The sequence below is a fragment of the Mesorhizobium sp. KR2-14 genome (genome assembly GCF_040049255.1).
Classification (GTDB): Bacteria; Pseudomonadota; Alphaproteobacteria; order Rhizobiales; family Rhizobiaceae; genus Pseudaminobacter.
Window position 1 is genome coordinate 93,811 of record NZ_JBDZDR010000007.1, and the last position, 18,210, is coordinate 112,020.

An 18,210-nucleotide genomic window follows, 5' to 3' on the forward strand; every position below is an offset into this window, starting at 1 on the left:
TGACGATGTCTTTATTGTCAGTCGCTGTCGGTTTCGTGCCAGGCCGAGCGCAGGACACGGAACCAGTTCTCGCGACATAGTTTCGCCAGTTCGGCGCCACCATAACCGGCCTCCTGCAGCGCGACAATCAGCTTCTGGAGCCCGGCGGCGGTGCCGATTTCCTGCGGGATCAGCGCGCCGTCGAAGTCGGAGCCGATGGCCACGCCATCGATGCCGAGCTTGTCGACGAGATAGTCGATGTGGCGAACCATCTCCGAAAGCGGCGTGTCCGCATTCTCGCGGCCGTCGGCGCGCAGCATGGTGACGGCGAAGTTCAGGCCCACCAGGCCTTTGCTCTCGCGGATGGCGTCGAGCTGCTTGTCGGTGAGGTTGCGGGCCACCGGCACCAGCGCATGCGGGTTGGAGTGGCTGGCCACCAGCGGCTGGTCGGAAAGCTTTGCGACGTCCCAAAAACCCTTTTCGGTGATGTGGGACAGGTCGATGAGGATGCCGAGGCGGTTGCACTCCTTGACCAGCTCGCGGCCGGCGTCGGTCAGGCCCGGGCCGGTGTCTGGGCTCATGGGATAGGCGAAGGGAACGCCGTGGCCAAAAATGTTGTTGCGGCTCCATACGGGGCCGAGCGAACGCAGGCCGGCGGCATAAAACACCTCAAGCGCCGAAAGATCGGCGTCGATTGCCTCGCAGCCTTCCATGTGCAGCACGGCGGCGAATTGCTCGTCGGCCATGGCGTTGTCGATGTCGGCCATCGTACGGCACAGGCGCCAGCTTCCGGCACGCTCCAGCCGAAGGGCGATCGCGGCCATCTCCATGGCGATGTCGAGCGAGGGCGCGCGCTCGAGCGGCTCCGAAAGCGGCGTGACATAGCTGCCGTCGGCGGCGGGCGCCTTCAGGACGAGATCGCCCGAGGGAACGTAGATGGCGCAGAGACCGCCGGCCAGGCCGCCGGCCCGCGCGCGGGGCCGGTCGATGTGGCCCTTGTGGGTGCCCTCGGTGAACTCGGCGACGGCATCGCCGCCCTTCTTCTCGTGCTGCCAGAGGCGCAGCAGGACATCATTGTGGCCGTCGAATACAGCGTGCATCAAAAACCCCGGTTTGGAGACCGCCGGGCAGGCTCGTATGGCGGCGATGCGTCGAGGCGCATCGGCGCCGGCATTGTCGCGACGAACGGGGAGGCGGTCCCTTGGGCGCCGATGAATGCAGATGACCGGGCCAATATCAAGAGGAATCGAGCCAGCCGCTGTGGGTTGGCTCGACCAAAAACACTCCGCTGGATGGATGCCGCAAGGTCAGTTTCAGGCAGCGGCGCTTGCGTCCCAGACAACGGGGAACCAGTCCTCGCGCAGCTTCTGGCCCTGCTGCATGTCGTGGCCGTGATAGGGCGGCGAGGTGCGGCCCGGACGCTCGACATAATGGGCATCGTCGCCCACCCAGCGCAGCGACAGCACGCGGCGGCGGCTGGGGGCAAGATTGCCGCGCGCGCCGTGTACGGTACGGAAGTCGAAGAGCACCGCGTCGCCCGGCTCCATCTCCCATTCCAGCACCTTCATCTCCGGGTCGTTGTCCGGGTCCGGCACCGGCAGGTAGTCGCCCTCGCCGGCGTAGAAATTGCCGTCGTCCAGCCAGCGCACCGGCAGCACCATCTTGTCCCATTTGTGCGAGCCGGCGACGAGACGCAGCGTGGCCTCCTTCACCGGGTCGATCGGGATCCAGAAGCTGACCGTCTGCTGGCCGTCGACGAAGTAGTAGGGAATGTCCTGGTGCCAGGGGGTGGGCTTCTGGGTGCCCGGCTCCTTGACCAGCACGTGGTCGTGGAAGAACTGCGCGGTCTGCGACTGCATGACGGCAGCGGCGATGGAAGCGGCGGGCGATTCGCGCACCAACTGCACGAATTCGGGGATGCGCTCCCAGTTGCAGTAGTCGTCGAAGAAGCTGCCCTTGCCGCCGGCAATGTCGACTGCCGTGGCGCTCTTTTCGCGCAGGTTCCGCTCGATGCCGGCGGCAATTGTGTCGACCCAGCCCTTGAAGGCGCCGCGGATGCAGACGGCGCCGTCGCGCTGGTAGTCGGAAATGATCTCGGGGTTCAGGGCATAGGGGGCGGGCTTCATGGCTCTCTCCGCGTTGGGACCGGAGCGACTATCGCGCGCTTTCATATTTGGATAAAATAATATGTCTTCATATCAAATATAGGCGTCCTTAATGAGTCATTCGCTGAGCCAGCTTCGCTATGCGGTGGCGGCGGCACGCCATGAAAGCATCAGCGCAGCCGCGCGCGAGCTCAACGTCTCGCAGCCGTCGATCTCGGTGGCGATCAGCCAGATCGAGGAGCGGACGGGACAGAAGCTGTTCGTGCGCCAGCGCGGCGCGGGTATCGCGCTGACGCCTTTCGGCCAGGCCTTCATCGCCAAGGCGAAGATCGTGCTGGACGATATGGACGACCTCGACGCGCTGGCGCGCGGCCGGGCGTCGGTGGGCGGCGAACTGGTGCTGGGCTGTTTCCAGGACCTTGCGCCGCATTTCGCGCCGGCACTGATCCGGCGCATGGCCGAGCTGCATCCGGCAGTGCGCATCACGGTCAGCGAGGAGCGTTTCGAGACGCTGGAGAAGCGGCTTGGCGACGCCGCGGTGGACATTGCGCTGACCTATGATCTCGGCCTGCCGCCGAACGCCGCCCGCGTGCTGCTGAGCCAACTTGCGCCGCACGCATTGCTGGCCGCAAGCCACAAGCTGGCGAAGCGTGAGGCGGTGAGCCTTGCCGATCTCGCCGGCGAGCCGCTGATCGTGACCGACCAGCCCTATAGCTGGCAGCACATGCTGGACCTGTTTCGTGCCCACGGGCATTCGCCTTCGGTGGCGGCGAAGACGCGCTCCTTCGAGCTGCAGCGCAGCCTGGTGGCCAACGGTTTCGGCGTGGCGGTTTCCTACACGCGGCCCGCCGGCGACCGCAGCTATGACGGTCAGCGCCTGGCCTGCAAGCCGCTGAGCGAGGCGGTGCCGTTGCAGCGCATCATCCTTGCCTATGACGCGCGCCATCGCCTGTCGAAGGCGGCAAGCGCCTTCATCGAGGTGGCGAAGGAGTGGTTTTCGCAGCACGAGGTTTTTTCGCCCGCGCGGGATTGAGGCGGCTATTCATCCTCTTCTTCTTCCTCGTCGTCGCTGTTCGGCGGCTCCCAGGAATGCGGCTCGATCTTCTTCTGGGTCGTGGAATCGACGAAGGCCCACCAGCCGATATCGGTCGCATCGCAATCGCCGCCCAGCGCCTTCAGCATCTCGGCCGAGCGGTACTGGGCGATGGACTCGTTCTCCTGGCCGTCGGCATCGGTCCAGAACACGCGGACCTTGCTGCCGTTCTTCGGCGCGGTCGCGATGGGCCTGGTGTCGCGCATCGGCAAGTCTCCCCATATGCGCGGGCGGGCTGCCCGCCCTTGGAAAGCTAGGCCGGTTGACGCGAACGGCAACGGCGGGCCGGTGCGAAACCCCGACGTTAAGGTTAGTCAATCGTTAAGCGTTGTCTGACACGATGCGTGCAAAAGGGCCGTCGCAAGGCGAGCCGGCCAAGATGTTGCGCGGTGGGGGGACGCACCATGGACATGGCAATCGCCGATGGGTCGGACGGACCCGGAACGCCATCCGATCTGAAGCGAGTGCTCGATGCCATGAAGATGGGCGTCGTGCTTCTCGACGCCGACCTGATCGTCGAGATCGTCAACAACGAGTTCTATCAGATCTGGAACCTGTCGCCGCAGGATGTCGGCGCCGGTTCGCCGTTCCAGGCGCTGCTGGAGATCAGCCGCTACGCCGGCGTCTACGAAGTTGCCGAGGAAAACTGGGACGGCTATGTCGCCCACCGGCTGGCCGAAATCCGCGCCGGCGACGTGGCCCCGCGCGAATTCGTGCGCGCCGACGGCTGCACCATGATCTATTCGGTGACCGCGCTTTCCGGCGGCCGTCGGCTGGTTTCCTACTACGATATCAGCGAAATGAAGCGCCGCGAGCAGCAGCTTGGCCAGATGCTGGAAAAGACGCGGCTGGCCGAAGCGGTGATCGACGCCATCAAGGACCCGATCTTCGTCAAGGATTCCGAGCTGCGCTACGTGTTCGTCAACGAGGCCTATGCCTCGCTGCACGGCCGCCGGCCTCGCGAGATGCTGGGCCGCACCTATCGCGAGTTCGTCGGCGGGCGCAGCGGAATGCGCTTCGAGGAGACCGAGCGGCACGTGCTGACGACAGGCCAGCCCTTCGAGGTGGAGCAGAACTTCGAGCACGACAGCAGGCAGGGCACGCGCATCGTGCGCAAGACCCGCGTGACCCTGGAGGGCTGCAAGAACTACGTAGCCGGCTTCCTTGTCGACGTGACCGAGATCAAGACGCGCGAGGACGAGGCCGAGGAGGCGCGGCTGCGGCTGGCCAACTTGCTGGAATCGCTGCCGGCCGGCGTCATCATCTACGACCGCAACGACCGCTTCGTGCTGGCGAACGAGAAGCTGAAATCGTCGCTGCCGGCGATGGCCGAAGTGTGGGTTCCCGGGCGCACGCTGCGCGAGGCGATCGAGGTGGCGCATGATGTCGGCTATTTCCGCGAAAGCGGCGACGAGAGGCTGGACAGGCTCTACGACACCGACCGCGAGGCGTGGATCGACGGTTATCTGCAGCGCTACTATGCAAGGCAGCTGGTCTACGAGCGCGTCGACCCCAGCGGTCGCTGGGCGAAGGCCTTCGACATGCGCATGGAGGACGGCACCTATATCGGCGTGCGCGTCGACATCACCGAGCTGAAGACGCGCGAAAAGGCGCTGCGCGACAGCATGGCCCAGATCGAGCTCTACCGCCACGTTCTCGACGAGCTGCCGGTGTCGGCCTATGTCAAGAATGCCGATCTCGCCTTCGAATTCGTCAACAAGATGTGGTGCACTTTCGGCGGCATCTCCAAGGAAGAAGCCATCGGCCGCACCGACCGCGACTTCTTCGGCGCCGAGGGCGACGGTTTCGCCGAGCGCGATTTCGAGGTGCTGCGCAGCGGCAGGCTGAGCGAGACCGAGGAGACGCTGACCCATCCCGACGGCAGCATGCGCCATCTCATCGCCAGGAAGAGCCGGCTGGTTTCCCGCGACGGGTCGGTGCACCTGATCGGCTCCAGCACCGACATTTCCGAGCTGAAGGAGCGCGAGAACGAGCTGCAGGAGGCGCAGACCCGCGCCGTGCTGGCCGACCGCGCCAAGTCCGAATTCCTGGCCAATATGAGCCACGAGATCCGCACGCCGATGAACGGCGTTCTCGGCATGGCCGAGCTGTTGTCGAAGTCGGAGCTCGACCCCAAGCAGCGCACCTTCACCGACATCATCGTGAAGTCGGGCAATGCGTTGCTGACCATCATTAACGACATCCTCGATTTCTCCAAGATCGATGCCGGCCAGCTGGTGCTGGACCCGGCGCCGTTCAACCTGACCGAGGCGATCGAGGACGTGGCCACGCTGGTGTCGACGCGTGCCAAGGAAAAGGACCTCGAGCTGATCGTGCGCGTGGCGCCCGGCCTGGGCGACATGTTCGTGGGCGATGTCGGCCGTATCCGCCAGATCATCACCAATCTCCTCGGCAATGCGGTGAAATTCACCGATGCCGGCCATGTGCTGATCGACGTGACCGGCGAGACGGCGGATGGCGCCACCCATCTGCACATCGCCGTGACCGACACCGGCATCGGCATTCCGGCCGACAAGCTGAAGCTCGTCTTCGAAAAGTTCAGCCAGGTTGACGCCTCTTCGACGCGGCGGCACGAGGGCACCGGCCTGGGACTGGCCATCACCTCGCGGCTGGTAGGGCTGATGGGCGGCGAGATCGGCGTGGAAAGCATCGAGGGCAAGGGCTCGACCTTCTGGTTCACGCTGGCGCTGCCAAACGCCGGCGCGCCCGAAAGGCGCAGCACGACGCCGGTGGACGTGACCGGCGCGCGCATACTGATCGTCGACGACAACGCGGTGAACCGCGCGATCCTGATGGAGCAGATGACGTCGTGGAGCTTCGACGCCTGCGCGGCCGAAAGCGGGGCGGAGGGGCTGAAGGTGCTGCACGCCGCCGCGGCGATGGGGGTGCAGGTGGACTGCATCGTGCTCGACTACCAGATGCCGGGCATGACCGGCGCCGACATGGCGCGCATCGTTCGCCAGACGCCGGAGCTTGCCCGCACGCCCATCGTGATGCTGACCTCGGTCGACCAGTCGCTCGCCAACGCCAGCTACCGCGACCTTGCCATCGACGCGCAGCTGGTCAAGCCGTCGCGTTCCTCCACCTTGCTGGAAGCGCTGGTGACCTCCATCCAGCGCCGGCGCGCCGGCGGAGCGGCCGGCCTTCCGGGGCCGGCTGCGGCGGGGCCGGTGGTCACGACCGAGCCGGCAAAGCTTTCCGGCGGCCTGCGCCAGCGCAGCCGCGGGGCAGGGGCGGCCGACCACCGCGTCGATATCCTCGTCGCCGAGGACAATGAGGTGAACCAGCTCGTCTTCACCCAGATACTGGACGAGACCGAGCTTACCTTCGAGATCGTGGGCAATGGCCGCAAGGCGGTGGCCGCCTTCCAGGAAATGAACCCGCGCATGATCCTGATGGACGTTTCGATGCCGGAGATGAACGGGCTGGAGGCGACGGCGGCGATCCGCGAGCTGGAGGCGGCGTCCGGAACCCGGGTGCCGATCATAGGCGTGACCGCCCACGCCCTTAAGGGCGACCGCGAGCGCTGCCTGGAAGCGGGCATGGACGATTATCTCGCCAAGCCGATCAGCCCCAAGGCGTTGCTGGCGAAGGTGGAGCGCTGGGGCGGCGATGACGCCGCCGAACGCTGTGCAGCCGGATCGGCGGGATGACGCTCCACGCACCGGGCAACGCGCGGTTTTCAGGAGATGCGGGATAGCCGAAAAGCCGCCGGCGAAGGCGGCCGTGGGACGGCTTTTCAACTTAATCGGGCTGACACGAAACTGTCATGTGACTGTTACAAACTGTCGGTAAGGCCACTGGCGACGCGAAAAAAGCGTTGCAAGTCAATTCCGACAGGAGTCAGGGTTCATGACCAGATACTTCCTTACGGCTTCCGCCGCCGCGCTCGCGATTGCCGCGTCGGCCGGCACTGCCGCCGCCCGCGACCAGATCCAGATTGCCGGCTCGTCCACCGTTCTGCCCTATGCCAAGATCGTGGCCGAGAACTTCGGCGAGACCTTCACCAACTTCAAGACCCCCGTGGTCGAGTCGGGCGGTTCGGGCGCCGGCATCAAGGAATTCTGCAAGGGCGTGGGCGAGAACACCATCGACATCGCCAACTCCTCGCGCAAGATCAAGGAAGACGAAGTGAAGTCCTGCGCCGACGCCGGCGTCAAGGAAATCCAGGAAGTCAAGATCGGCTATGACGGCATCGTGTTTGCCACCGACATCAACGGTCCGGACTGGGCGCTGACGCCTTCCGACGTCTACACGGCCCTGGCCGCCCAGATCGTCGTTGACGGCAAGCTGGTCGACAACCCGAACACCAAGTGGAACCAGGTCAACCCGAACCTGCCCGACTGGGACATCGCCGCCTACATTCCGGGCGAGAAGCACGGCACCCGCGAAGTGTTCGAAGAGAAGCTGCTGTCGATCGGCTGCAAGGCCACCGGCGCTCTCGACGCCATCAAGGCCGCCGGCCAGGACGACAAGGCTGCCGGCAAGACCTGCGTGGCCGTGCGCAAGGACGGCAAGGCCGTGGACATCGACGGCGACTACACCGAGACGCTGGCGCGCATCGCCTCCAACAAGACCGGCGTGGGCGTGTTCGGCCTCTCCTTCTACGAAAACAACGCCGACAAGCTGAAGGTCGCCACCGTGGACGGCGTGACGCCGTCGACCGAGACCATCGCCAAGGGCGAATATCCGGTGTCGCGTCCGCTGTACTTCTATGTCAAGAAGGCGCATCTCGGCGTCGTGCCCGGCCTGAAGGAATATGTCGACTTCTTCCTCGACGACCAGATGGTCGGCCCCGACAGCCCGCTGGCCGACTACGGCCTGGTCGCCGCCCCTGAAGCCGAGCGCAAGGAACAGCGCGAGGCTTTCGATGCCGGCAAGACCATGTAAATAGAACACCGATGCCCCGGGGCGCGCCAGACTACCGCGCCCCGGGGCAGCCTGTCCGCCCGGAGTAGCCCATGTCGTTGATGTTCGTCTTTGCGCTCGTGCTGGTCGTCGGCGCCGCCGCCTTCCTTGTCGGGCGCCAGCGCGCCATTGCGCAGGACGACGGCACGGCCAAGCCGCACTCCCGCGCACACTACCACGGCTGGTGGGCAGCCCTGCTTGCCACGCTTCCGGCGCTGCTTCTGATCGTCGTCTGGGGCGTCGGCTCCAACCTCTACGTCGAAGCCCGCATCAAGGGGCAACTGCCCGAGCAGACGGCCGAGAGCACCATTGCCAGCCGCACGCTTGCCGCCGGCCTGACCAAGAGCCTCGCCAACGGCCTGCGCCGGCTCGATGCGCCGATGTCGACCAATCCGCCGGCCAGCTTTGCCGAATTGCAGCCGCTGCTGGCCGCGCGTGGCGTGGCGCTGGCGCCCGATACCCAAGACTACATGATCCCGATTGCGTTGGACGCCAATCGCACCCAGGACATGCTGCGCACGGTCGGCGCGGTGGCCATCCTTGCGCTCTCGGTGGCCGGTGCGGCCTTCGGCCTCTCGCAGATCCGCCTGCGCGCGCGGGCGCGCAACAATGTCGAGACGGTGGTGCTGTGGGGCCTGCTGGCCGCTTCCACCATCGCGATCCTGACCACCATCGGCATCGTTCTGTCGATGCTGTTCCAGACCATCCACTTCTTCGAGCGCGTGCCGCTTTCCAATTTCTTCTTCGGCACCGTGTGGGACCCGCGCTTCGCAGCCGCGGGCTCGGGAGGTGCGGAAGGCCAGTTCGGCCTGATCCCGCTCCTGGCCGGCACGCTCTACATCGCCTTCGTGGCCATGCTGGTGGCCGTGCCGGTCGGGCTGATGTCGGCCGTCTACATGGCCGAATACGCCTCGCCCAGGCTGCGCGCCACGGTCAAGCCGGCGCTGGAGCTGCTGGCGGGCATCCCGACCATCGTCTACGGTATCTTCGCGCTGGTGACGCTCGGGCCCTTCCTGCGCGACCTGAGTGCGGCACTTGCCGGCGGCACCAGCTTCATCCAGGCGCAGAGCATCCTCACCGCCGGCCTGGTGATGGGCGTGATGCTCATCCCGGTCGTTTCCTCGCTCTCCGACGACATCATCACCGCAGTTCCCCGCGCCCTGCGCGACGGCTCGCTTGGGCTTGGCGCGACGCGCTCGGAAACCATCAAGCGGGTTATTTTGCCGGCAGCACTTCCGGGCATCGTCGGCGCCATCCTGCTCACCGCCTCGCGCGCCATCGGCGAGACCATGATCGTGGTGCTGGCCGCCGGCGTGGCCGCCAATCTGACGCTCAACCCGTTCGAGGCGATGACCACCATCACCGTGAAGATCGTCAACCAGCTCACCGGCGACCTCGAGTTCAACTCGCCGCAGACGCTGGTGGCCTTTGCGCTCGGCATCACGCTGTTTGCCCTGACGCTGGTGATGAACATCTTCGCGCTCTACATCGTGCGCAAGTACCGGGAACAGTACGAATGACCGACATTCCCTTGAACGGCATTGCCGGCGGCACCGTTGCGCGCCCGCGCCGCGACATCGGCCTGAAGCGCCGCTACGCCGCCGAGCGTCGTTTCCGCTTCTATGGCCTGCTGGCGATTTCCATCGGCCTGGTGTTCCTGGCGGTAATGCTGACCTCCGTGGTCTCCAAGGGCTACACCGCCTTCTGGCAGACGACGGTGACCCTGCCGATAACCTTCAACGAGAAGGTCATCGACCCCGAAGGCAAGCGCGCGACCGACCCGAACGTGCTCATCACGGCCAACTATCCCAAGCTGGCCGAAAGCGCGCTTGTGGCCAAGCTCGGCATCGACCCGCACGACAAGGCTGCCATTCGCAAGCTCAAGGGCTTCCTTTCGGACGGCGTGCGGGCGCAGCTGCGCTCGGTGGTGATGGACGACCCGTCGGTGATCGGCACGACGCGCAATGTCGACATCCTTGTTGCCGCCAACATCGATTCCGCCTTCAAGGGCCAGATCGACCTTTCGGTGGACGAAAGCCGGCGCAAGGTTTCCGACCAACAGGTGGCATGGATGAAGCAGCTTGCCGCCGACGGTTCGCTGGCCGAGCATTTCAACAAGGGCCTGTTCACCTTCGGCGCCTCCAGCCGGCCGGAAACCTCGGGCATGGGCGTGGCGATCATCGGCTCTTTCTACATGATGGTGATCGTGCTCTTGCTGGCGCTGCCCATCGGCGTGGCCGCCTCGATCTATCTCGAGGAATTCGCCAAGAAGAGCCGGCTGACCGACCTGATCGAGGTCAACATCAACAACCTGGCCGCGGTGCCGTCGATCGTGTTCGGCCTGCTGGGCCTGTCGGTGTTCATCAACTTCCTCGGCCTGCCGCGCTCGGCGGCGTTGGTCGGCGGACTGGTGCTGACGCTGATGACGCTGCCCACCATCATCATCGCGACCCGCGCCGCCCTTGCCGCCGTGCCGCCCTCGATCCGCTCGGCCGCCCTTGGGCTGGGCGCCTCCAAGATGCAGATGGTGTTCCAGCACATATTGCCGCTGGCAACCCCCGGTATCCTCACCGGCACCATCATAGGCCTGGCGCGCGCGCTGGGCGAGACGGCGCCGCTGCTGCTGATCGGCATGGTCGCTTTCGTGGCCGACTATCCGGCCACGCCGCTGGAGCCTGCCACGGCGCTGCCGGTGCAGATCTATATGTGGGCCAACGAGGCCGAGCGCGCCTTCGTGGAGCGCATGTCGGGCGCCATCATCATCCTGCTCGTGTTCCTGATGGCGATGAACATCACGGCCATCGTGCTGCGACGGCGTTTCGAGCGGCGCTGGTAGGCGAAGGATGCTTTAGTATGAACATCATGACGGAAGTGGCACTCGAGAACGCGGTGAACGACAAGATGAACGGTACGCCCAAGGAAATCATCAAGATGCGCGGCCGCAAGGTGTGCGTGTTCTATGGCGACAAGCAGGCGTTGTTCGACGTCGACCTCGACGTGCGCGAAAACCAGGTGACGGCGCTGATCGGCCCTTCGGGCTGCGGCAAGTCGACCTTCCTGCGCTGCCTGAACCGCATGAACGACACCATCGACGGCGCCCGCGTGACCGGCCAGATCACGCTGGACGAACAGGACATCTACGACAAGAGCATCGACGTGGTGGAGCTGCGCGCCCGCGTGGGCATGGTGTTCCAGAAGCCGAACCCGTTTCCGAAGTCGATCTACGAGAACGTGGCCTATGGCCCGCGCATCCACGGCCTCGCCCGCAAGAAGGCCGACCTGGATGCCATCGTCGAGACCAGCCTGAAGAAGGCCGGCCTGTTCAACGAGGTGAAGGACCGCCTGAACGAGCCGGGCACCGGGCTTTCCGGCGGCCAGCAGCAGCGCCTGTGCATCGCCCGCGCCATCGCCGTTTCGCCAGAGGTGATCCTGATGGACGAGCCATGCTCGGCGCTCGATCCGATCGCCACCGCACGCGTGGAAGAGCTGATCGACGAGCTGCGCCAGAACTACACCATCGTCATCGTCACCCACTCCATGCAGCAGGCGGCGCGCGTTTCGCAGCGCACGGCCATGTTCCATCTGGGCCAGCTGGTCGAGGAGGGCGACACCGACAAGATGTTCACCAACCCCGACGACAAGCGCACGCAGGACTACATTACCGGCCGGTTTGGCTGACTCGCGGTTGATCCGCACGCCGGACAAAGGATTGCAAAGACATGATCATGGGCAAACACACCGTCACGTCCTTTGACGAGGAACTGGGGCACATCGACCGGCTGCTGCGCGACATGGGCGATCTGGCCGGCGCCATGGTCTGTGGCGCCATCCGGGCGCTGGTCAATTCCGACAATGCGCTTGCCCAGCGGGTGATTTCCGACGACGCGGTGATGGACGCGCGCCAGCGCGAGCTGGACGACCGCGCCATCACGCTGATCGCCAAGCGGCAGCCCATGGCGCAGGACCTGCGCGCCGTGGTGGGCGCGATCCGCATGGCCGGCGACCTGGAGCGGATCGGCGACCTTGCCAAGAACATCGCCAAGCGCGTCGGCGCCGTGGGTGAGAGCGCCACGCCGCGCAGCCTCGCCCACTCCATCGAGACGATGTCGGACATGGTGCTGGAGCAGATCAACGGCGTGGTCGACAGATATGTGACCCGCCAGCCCGAAGGCCTGAAGGCGCTGCGCGCGGCGGACGAGAACATCGACGTGAAGTACACCTCCGTGTTCCGCGAGCTGCTGACCTACATGATGGAGGATCCGCGCAACATCACCGCCTGCACGCATCTTCTGTTCTGCGCCAAGAACCTCGAGCGCATCGGCGACCATGTCACCAACATCGCCGAGAACGCCTACTATGTGATGACTGGCCAGCAGTTGCCGCCCAACCGGCCGAAGTTCGACGAGACCTCGCTTTCGGCGCCGGAATCGACGACCTGAGCGGGAGACCGGAAAAGTGATGATCGCCCCGAAAATCATGGTAGTGGAGGACGAGGAGCCGCTGGGCGTCCTGCTCCGCTACAATCTGGAATCGGAAGGCTATCAGGTCGAGGTCGTGCCACGTGGCGACGAGGCGGAAATCCGCCTGCAGGAGAATGTGCCCGACCTTCTGGTGCTGGACTGGATGCTGCCGGCGGTCTCCGGCATCGAACTGTGCCGCCGCCTGAGGATGCGCCCCGAGACCGAGCGCCTGCCCATCATCATGCTGACGGCGCGCGGCGAGGAGAGCGACCGCGTGCGCGGCCTTTCCACCGGCGCCGACGACTATCTGGTCAAGCCGTTCTCGACGCCGGAATTCATGGCGCGGGTGAAGGCGCTGCTGCGCCGCGCCAAGCCCGAGGTTCTGTCCAGCGTGCTGAAGGTGGGCGACATCATGCTCGACCGCGAGGCGCACCGCGTCTATCGCGGCAAGAGCGAGATCAAGCTCGGGCCCACCGAATTCCGCCTGCTGGAATTCATGATGCGCCACCCCGGCCGCGTCTTCTCGCGCGGGCAGCTGCTCGACAATGTCTGGGGCGAGACGATCTATATCGACGAGCGCACGGTGGACGTGCATGTGGGCCGCCTGCGCAAGGCGATCAATCCCGGCAACCTGCCGGATGTGATCCGCACCATCCGAGGCTCGGGCTACGCCATCCGCGAGGACTGAGCCCGGCCCGGCCGCCGCTCAAGCCGCGCCCGCGGCGCTTAGCGGCGCAGGGCCCGGCGCGAAGATTTCGCGGTCAAGGAAGGTGAGGGCGGTCATTGTGCAGCCTTCGCGGATCAGCGGCCGTTCGTTCGGCAAGGTGTCGAAGGAGATCGCCTTGTTGTGCTGGCCGCCCGCGGTCTTGTCGATAGCTGAGCGCAGCGCCGGCTCGATGAGGTCGAAGGCGGTCGCGCCGATGCCGACCAGCGCGACGGGTGCGGGGTCGATCAGCGCAAACAGGCTGCCGAGGCCGAAGCCGATGGCTTCGCCGGCGATGCGGAAGGCCTCGCGCTCCGGGCCGTCGGCCGCCCGCGCCCTGTCGGCCATGGCGCGTATCTCTTCGTCCGAAATGTCTGCCAGCGGCGCCTGGTCCTCGCTTTGGCCCCGCGCATTGCGCCAGATGGCGTAGTTGCCGGCATAGGCTTCCACGCAGCCGCGCCGGCCGCAGCGGCACAGCGCCCCGTCGGGCCGGTGGATCATGTGGCCGAACTCGCAGCCCGACGATTGCGTGCCGGTGAACAGCTCCCCCTTCAGCACCATGCCCATGCCGATGCCGTGCGAGAGCAGGATGGCGATGAAGTCGTTGCGGTAGCGCTCGGGCTTTCGCCAGCGCAGCGCCACCGCGATCATGTTGCAGTCGTTCTCCACGGTGGCGGGGATGCCGGTGGCGGCTTCGATCCGGTCGGCGAATTCGAGATGCGCGTGCGGCGTGATCGGCGACCACAGCATCATGCGCGAGCCGGCATCGGTGATGCCCTGCACGGCCATGCCGATGCGCAGCACGCGATGGCCTACGGCCCGGCGGGCCTCGACCTGCCGGCGCACCATGGCGACGCAGTCGCCGAGCAGCGCTTCGCGCCCGGTGGCCAGCGTCTCCAGCCGGCGCTCTTCCGATGCGACCACCTGCCCGGCGTAGTCGACCACGGCGACCGACAGGAAATTGAGCGACAGCACCACGGTGATGACTTCGGCAGCTTCCGGGGCGAGGCCGAGCGCTACCTGCGGGCGGCCGCGCTTCGAGCTTGCGGCTTCAGCCGCCTTTTCGGCGAGGATGCCTTCGGCGATGAGGTCGGCGGAAATGGCCGAGATGGTGGAATGGCTGAGGCCCGTGGTCCCCGCGATCTCGGTGCGGGACGGCTGGCCCGCGCGCCGCACGGCCGCGATGACCATGGCGCGGTTGCGCTTGCGCAGATCGTCGTGACGGATCGCCACCGGCATTTCGGCATTTCCTCCCGGAGCCTTGTTGCGCTGCGCAGATTCCAGTTCGCGTGCGCCGCGTCAACCTTCGGCGGGATGTTGACAGAACTTCAGGGTTACGACACTATTTTTTCGAGGTTCGAAATAATAGCCTCGACAAGGGCCCCAGGCCATCGTCATCGCGCCCTGGAGGGGGCGCAGGGAGGAAATCATGAAGATGTTTGCAACCGCCTTGCTGGCGGGTGTCGCGCTGTCGGTGTCGCTGGCAGGCGTGGCGCAGGCGAAGGACAAGATCATCGGCGTTTCCTGGTCGAACTTCCAGGAGGAGCGCTGGAAGACCGACGAAGCGGCGATCAAGGCCGCGCTCGAAGCTTCGGGCGACAAATACATTTCCGCCGACGCCCAGTCCTCGGCGGCCAAGCAGCTGACCGACGTGGAAAGCCTGATCTCGCAGGGCGCCAACGCGTTGATCATCCTGGCGCAGGACGCCAGCGCCATCGGGCCGGCGGTCGAGAAGGCCGTGGCCGAGGGCATTCCGGTGGTGGGCTACGACCGCCTGATCGAGAACAAGGATGCCTTCTACCTGACCTTCGACAACAAGGAAGTAGGCCGCCTGCAGGCCAAGGCCGTCTATGCCGTGAAGCCTGAAGGCAACTACGTCTTCATCAAGGGCAACGGCGCCGACCCGAACGCCGACTTCCTGTTCGCCGGGCAGATGGAAGTGCTGAAGGAGGCCATCGGCGCCGGAAAGATCAAGAATGTCGGCGAGGCCTATACCGACGGCTGGCTGCCGGCCAACGCCCAGAAGAACATGGAGCAGTTCCTGACCGCCAACGACAACAAGGTCGACGCGGTGGTGGCCTCCAACGATGGCACCGCCGGCGGCGCGGTGGCCGCGCTCGAGGCACAGGGCCTGGCCGGCTCGGTGCCGGTTTCGGGCCAGGACGGCGATCATGCCGCGCTCAACCGCATCGCGCTCGGCACGCAGACCGTGTCGGTGTGGAAGGACTCGCGCGAGCTTGGCAAGGCCGCGGCCGAGATCGCCGCACAGCTCGCCGACGGCAAGAAGATGGATGAGATCCCGAACGCGACCAAGTGGTCGGACGGCCCCAGCAAGGTCGAGATGACCTCGGTCTTCCTCAAGCCGATGCCGATCACCAGGGACAACCTCAACGTCGTCATCGACGCCGGCTGGGTTTCCAAGGACGTGGTCTGCCAGGGCGTGAAGGCGGGTTCGGTCGCGGCCTGCGACTAGGCCGGCTCGTTCGGTTCCGCACGGGGCGGGCAAGACGCGGCCGCCTGCCGCTGTCCGGCTCGTTGGACGCCGCGGTTTGAGGAGAAACCGCGGCGTTTCATTCGCCGCCGCATGCCGCCGGGCACGCGGTGTTCAGTTCGCACAAAGTGCCTCTCCGGAAAATCGATTCCGTGTTTCCAAGGGCGTGCGCTAGGATGAGGTCCTGAGACCGGCGCAAGACCGGACCGGGCGGGAGGACGTCATGACCGAAGTGACAACGCAGGAGCCCGCGGCGCAGGACACTGCCGGGCATGGGCTTGCGGACCGGGCGCGAGCTTCGGAGGCCGGGGCCATCGGGCGTTTCCTGCAGGCGACGGAACTCGACACGCGCATGCTGGGCATGGTCGGCGCGCTGCTGCTGATCTGGATCGGCTTCCACATCCTGTCGAACGGCCTGTTCCTGACCCCGCGCAACCTCTGGAACCTTTCGGTGCAGTCCTCGTCGGTCGCTGTCATGGCGACGGGCATGGTGCTGGTCATCGTCACGCGCAACATCGACCTTTCGGTCGGCTCGATCCTGGGCGTATGCGGCATGATCATGGGCGTGACCCAGGCGATCATCCTGCCGCGCTTCGCCGGCTATTCGCTCGGCGATCCATCGATTTGGATCATCGCGCTGGCGGCTGGCCTGACCGTCGGCCTTGCCATCGGGGCACTGCACGGCTTCATCATCGCCTATCTGGGGGTCCCCGCCTTCATCGTCACGCTGGGCGGGCTGCTGGTGTGGCGCGGCGCGGCCTGGTGGGTGACCAGCGGTCAGACGGTGGCGCCGATGGATGCCACCTTCCGCCTGATGGGCGGGGGACCGGAAGGGGCGATCGGCGCGACCTGGAGCTGGGTCGTCGGCCTCGTTGCCTGCGCGGCGGTGATCCTGATGCTGGTCTCGGGCAGAAACCAGCGCAAGCGCTTCCGCTTTCCGCTCCGCCCGGTCTGGGCCGAAATGTTTCTGGGCGCTGTCGCCTGCCTCGTCATCCTGCTGGCGGTGTGGGTCGCCAATTCCTACCCATGGCCGAGCGGCACGGTGAAGAAATATGCCGAGGCCAATAACATCGCGATTCCCGATGGCGGGCTGTTCGTCGCCCATGGCATCGCCATTCCGGTGCTGATCGCGATCGCGGCGGGCATCATCATGACCTTCATCGCCATCCGCACCCGCTTCGGCCGCTATGTCTTCGCCATCGGCGGCAACCCGGAGGCGGCGGAACTGGCCGGCATCAACACCCGCTGGGTGACGATGAAGATCTTCATGCTCATGGGCTTCCTGGCGGCCATCGGCGCGGCGATCTCGACGGCGCGGCTGAACGCGGCCACCAATGCGCAGGGCACCCTGGACGAATTGCTGGTGATCGCCGCAGCGGTCATCGGGGGCACCTCGCTTTCGGGGGGCGTCGGCACGGTAGCCGGGGCCATGCTGGGCGCGGTGCTGATGCAGTCGCTGCAGTCGGGCATGGTGCTTCTGGGCATGGACACGCCGCTGCAGAACATCGTGGTTGGCATCGTGCTGGTCGCGGCCGTGTGGCTCGACACGCTCTACCGCCGTCGCGTGCAGTGAAACCGGAGGGCATGATGGACCAGATGCGCACTCCCCTCGTGGAACTGAGGAACATTTCCATCGCCTTCGGCGGCATCCGCGCCGTCGACGATGCCTCGATCGACCTGCATGCGGGCGAGGTGGTGGCGCTGCTCGGGCACAATGGCGCCGGCAAGTCGACGCTGATCAAGATCCTGTCGGGCGCCTACCGGCGCGATGCCGGCACCATCCTCGTCAATGGCGAGGAGGCCACGATCGGCAATCCGCGCGACGCCAAGAGATATGGCATCGAGACGATCTACCAGACGCTGGCGCTGGCCGACAATGTCGATGCCGCCGCCAACCTGTTCCTGGGCCGGGAACTCAGGACCGGCTGGGGCACGCTGGACGACGTGGCCATGGAGGCCGAGGCGCGCAAGGTGATGGGCAGGCTCAACCCGCGCTTCCAGCGCTTCAAGGAGCCGGTGAGCAAGCTTTCGGGCGGCCAGCGCCAGTCGGTGGCGATTGCGCGGGCGATCCTGTTCAACGCCCGCATCCTGATCATGGACGAGCCGACGGCGGCACTCGGGCCTCAGGAAACGGCGCAGGTGGGCGAACTGGTCAGGCAGCTCAAGGCCGACGGCATCGGCATCTTCCTGATCAGCCATGACATCCACGATGTCTTCGACCTCGCCGACCGCGTCTGCGTGATGAAGAACGGGCAGGTCGTGGGCACCGCACACACGCACGACGTTACCAAGGACGAGGTGCTCGGCATGATCATTCTCGGCAAATGCCCGCCCGGTGCGATACCCGGGCCGGGCCATGGCGCGCGCGGCATAAATGGCATCGGCCGAATGGTTGATGCCGCTTAGAACCGTTTCCATGGCCTCGTCGTTGCAATAGTCTTATCACCCCT

General features: G+C 65.8%; 15 protein-coding genes. 11 read left to right on the forward strand and 4 right to left on the reverse strand.

Annotation, left to right across the window (positions count from 1 at the left end):
• Positions 1-17: 17 nt before the first annotated feature.
• Both ABLE86_RS17630 and ABLE86_RS17635 read right to left on the reverse strand, forming a co-directional pair.
• Entirely contained in the window at positions 18-1,079 is a 1,062-nt protein-coding gene (locus ABLE86_RS17630; RefSeq protein WP_348780280.1) for a dipeptidase, read from the reverse strand.
• A 213-nt stretch (positions 1,080-1,292) separates the two neighbouring features.
• Positions 1,293-2,105: a phytanoyl-CoA dioxygenase family protein gene (locus ABLE86_RS17635; RefSeq protein WP_348780281.1), complete on the reverse strand. Its 813-nt coding sequence runs from the start codon at positions 2,103-2,105 to the stop codon at positions 1,293-1,295.
• Between the two features lie 91 nt (positions 2,106-2,196).
• Between ABLE86_RS17635 and ABLE86_RS17640 the strand changes: the two genes are divergently transcribed.
• Complete coding sequence (locus ABLE86_RS17640; protein ID WP_348780282.1) at positions 2,197-3,117, forward strand: LysR family transcriptional regulator; 921 nt, start codon at positions 2,197-2,199, stop codon at positions 3,115-3,117.
• Between the two features lie 5 nt (positions 3,118-3,122).
• Here the strand turns inward: ABLE86_RS17640 and ABLE86_RS17645 are convergent, their stop codons facing one another.
• Positions 3,123-3,383 carry a hypothetical protein gene (locus ABLE86_RS17645; RefSeq protein WP_348780283.1) on the reverse strand — a complete coding sequence of 87 codons (261 nt, stop codon included), beginning with the start codon at positions 3,381-3,383 and terminating at the stop codon, positions 3,123-3,125.
• Positions 3,384-3,581: 198 nt separating this feature from the next.
• Here ABLE86_RS17645 and ABLE86_RS17650 point away from each other — a divergent pair, with 198 nt between their 5' ends.
• The 7 genes from ABLE86_RS17650 to phoB all read left to right on the forward strand — a co-directional run bounded on the left by ABLE86_RS17650 (position 3,582) and on the right by phoB (position 13,254).
• Positions 3,582-6,851, forward strand: coding sequence for a response regulator (locus ABLE86_RS17650; RefSeq protein WP_348780284.1), 3,270 nt, complete (start codon positions 3,582-3,584; stop codon positions 6,849-6,851).
• A 199-nt stretch (positions 6,852-7,050) separates the two neighbouring features.
• Positions 7,051-8,088 carry a substrate-binding domain-containing protein gene (locus ABLE86_RS17655; RefSeq protein ID WP_348780285.1) on the forward strand — a complete coding sequence of 346 codons (1,038 nt, stop codon included), beginning with the start codon at positions 7,051-7,053 and terminating at the stop codon, positions 8,086-8,088.
• Positions 8,089-8,159: 71 nt separating this feature from the next.
• Positions 8,160-9,626 carry a phosphate ABC transporter permease subunit PstC gene (gene pstC, locus ABLE86_RS17660; RefSeq protein ID WP_348780286.1) on the forward strand — a complete coding sequence of 489 codons (1,467 nt, stop codon included), beginning with the start codon at positions 8,160-8,162 and terminating at the stop codon, positions 9,624-9,626.
• Positions 9,623-10,942 (forward strand): phosphate ABC transporter permease PstA, encoded by a 1,320-nt coding sequence (gene pstA, locus ABLE86_RS17665; RefSeq protein ID WP_348780287.1) that lies wholly within the window; start codon positions 9,623-9,625, stop codon positions 10,940-10,942. Before pstC ends, pstA begins: the two co-directional genes overlap by 4 nt.
• A 17-nt stretch (positions 10,943-10,959) precedes the next feature.
• Entirely contained in the window at positions 10,960-11,784 is an 825-nt protein-coding gene (gene pstB / locus ABLE86_RS17670; protein WP_348780288.1) for a phosphate ABC transporter ATP-binding protein PstB, read from the forward strand.
• A gap of 47 nt (positions 11,785-11,831) precedes the next feature.
• Positions 11,832-12,545, forward strand: coding sequence for a phosphate signaling complex protein PhoU (gene phoU, locus ABLE86_RS17675; protein ID WP_348780437.1), 714 nt, complete (start codon positions 11,832-11,834; stop codon positions 12,543-12,545).
• A 19-nt stretch (positions 12,546-12,564) separates the two neighbouring features.
• Positions 12,565-13,254, forward strand: a complete 690-nt coding sequence (phoB, locus tag ABLE86_RS17680) for a phosphate regulon transcriptional regulator PhoB (protein WP_348780289.1) — start codon at positions 12,565-12,567, stop codon at positions 13,252-13,254.
• A gap of 18 nt (positions 13,255-13,272) precedes the next feature.
• Here phoB and ABLE86_RS17685 read toward each other — a convergent pair whose 3' ends face one another.
• Entirely contained in the window at positions 13,273-14,508 is a 1,236-nt protein-coding gene (locus ABLE86_RS17685; protein WP_348780290.1) for an ROK family protein, read from the reverse strand.
• 190 nt (positions 14,509-14,698) lie between these two features.
• Between ABLE86_RS17685 and xylF the strand changes: the two genes are divergently transcribed.
• From xylF to ABLE86_RS17700, 3 genes are all read left to right on the forward strand, one after another.
• Positions 14,699-15,742 (forward strand): D-xylose ABC transporter substrate-binding protein, encoded by a 1,044-nt coding sequence (xylF, locus tag ABLE86_RS17690; protein WP_348780291.1) that lies wholly within the window; start codon positions 14,699-14,701, stop codon positions 15,740-15,742.
• A gap of 241 nt (positions 15,743-15,983) precedes the next feature.
• Positions 15,984-17,333, forward strand: a complete 1,350-nt coding sequence (locus ABLE86_RS17695; RefSeq protein ID WP_348780292.1) for a sugar ABC transporter permease — start codon at positions 15,984-15,986, stop codon at positions 17,331-17,333.
• Positions 17,334-17,347: 14 nt separating this feature from the next.
• The gene (locus ABLE86_RS17700; RefSeq protein WP_348780438.1) at positions 17,348-18,166 is read left to right on the forward strand and encodes an ATP-binding cassette domain-containing protein; all 819 of its coding nucleotides are present in this window, start codon (positions 17,348-17,350) and stop codon (positions 18,164-18,166) included.
• Positions 18,167-18,210: the final 44 nt, after the last annotated feature.

What these genes read in the sequence shown, in the direction of transcription:
- ABLE86_RS17645 (WP_348780283.1), bottom strand. Translation starts at nt 3,383, where the DNA reads ATGCGCGACACCAGGCCCATCGCGACCGCGCCGAAGAACGGCAGCAAG.
- pstC (WP_348780286.1), top strand. Translation starts at nt 8,160, where the DNA reads ATGTCGTTGATGTTCGTCTTTGCGCTCGTGCTGGTCGTCGGCGCCGCC.
- ABLE86_RS17655 (WP_348780285.1), top strand. Translation starts at nt 7,051, where the DNA reads ATGACCAGATACTTCCTTACGGCTTCCGCCGCCGCGCTCGCGATTGCC.
- phoB (WP_348780289.1), top strand. Translation starts at nt 12,565, where the DNA reads ATGATCGCCCCGAAAATCATGGTAGTGGAGGACGAGGAGCCGCTGGGC.
- ABLE86_RS17700 (WP_348780438.1), top strand. Translation starts at nt 17,348, where the DNA reads ATGGACCAGATGCGCACTCCCCTCGTGGAACTGAGGAACATTTCCATC.
- phoU (WP_348780437.1), top strand. Translation starts at nt 11,832, where the DNA reads ATGGGCAAACACACCGTCACGTCCTTTGACGAGGAACTGGGGCACATC.
- pstA (WP_348780287.1), top strand. Translation starts at nt 9,623, where the DNA reads ATGACCGACATTCCCTTGAACGGCATTGCCGGCGGCACCGTTGCGCGC.
- xylF (WP_348780291.1), top strand. Translation starts at nt 14,699, where the DNA reads ATGAAGATGTTTGCAACCGCCTTGCTGGCGGGTGTCGCGCTGTCGGTG.
- ABLE86_RS17635 (WP_348780281.1), bottom strand. Translation starts at nt 2,105, where the DNA reads ATGAAGCCCGCCCCCTATGCCCTGAACCCCGAGATCATTTCCGACTAC.
- pstB (WP_348780288.1), top strand. Translation starts at nt 10,960, where the DNA reads ATGAACATCATGACGGAAGTGGCACTCGAGAACGCGGTGAACGACAAG.
- ABLE86_RS17630 (WP_348780280.1), bottom strand. Translation starts at nt 1,079, where the DNA reads ATGCACGCTGTATTCGACGGCCACAATGATGTCCTGCTGCGCCTCTGG.
- ABLE86_RS17650 (WP_348780284.1), top strand. Translation starts at nt 3,582, where the DNA reads ATGGACATGGCAATCGCCGATGGGTCGGACGGACCCGGAACGCCATCC.
- ABLE86_RS17640 (WP_348780282.1), top strand. Translation starts at nt 2,197, where the DNA reads ATGAGTCATTCGCTGAGCCAGCTTCGCTATGCGGTGGCGGCGGCACGC.
- ABLE86_RS17685 (WP_348780290.1), bottom strand. Translation starts at nt 14,508, where the DNA reads ATGCCGGTGGCGATCCGTCACGACGATCTGCGCAAGCGCAACCGCGCC.
- ABLE86_RS17695 (WP_348780292.1), top strand. Translation starts at nt 15,984, where the DNA reads ATGACCGAAGTGACAACGCAGGAGCCCGCGGCGCAGGACACTGCCGGG.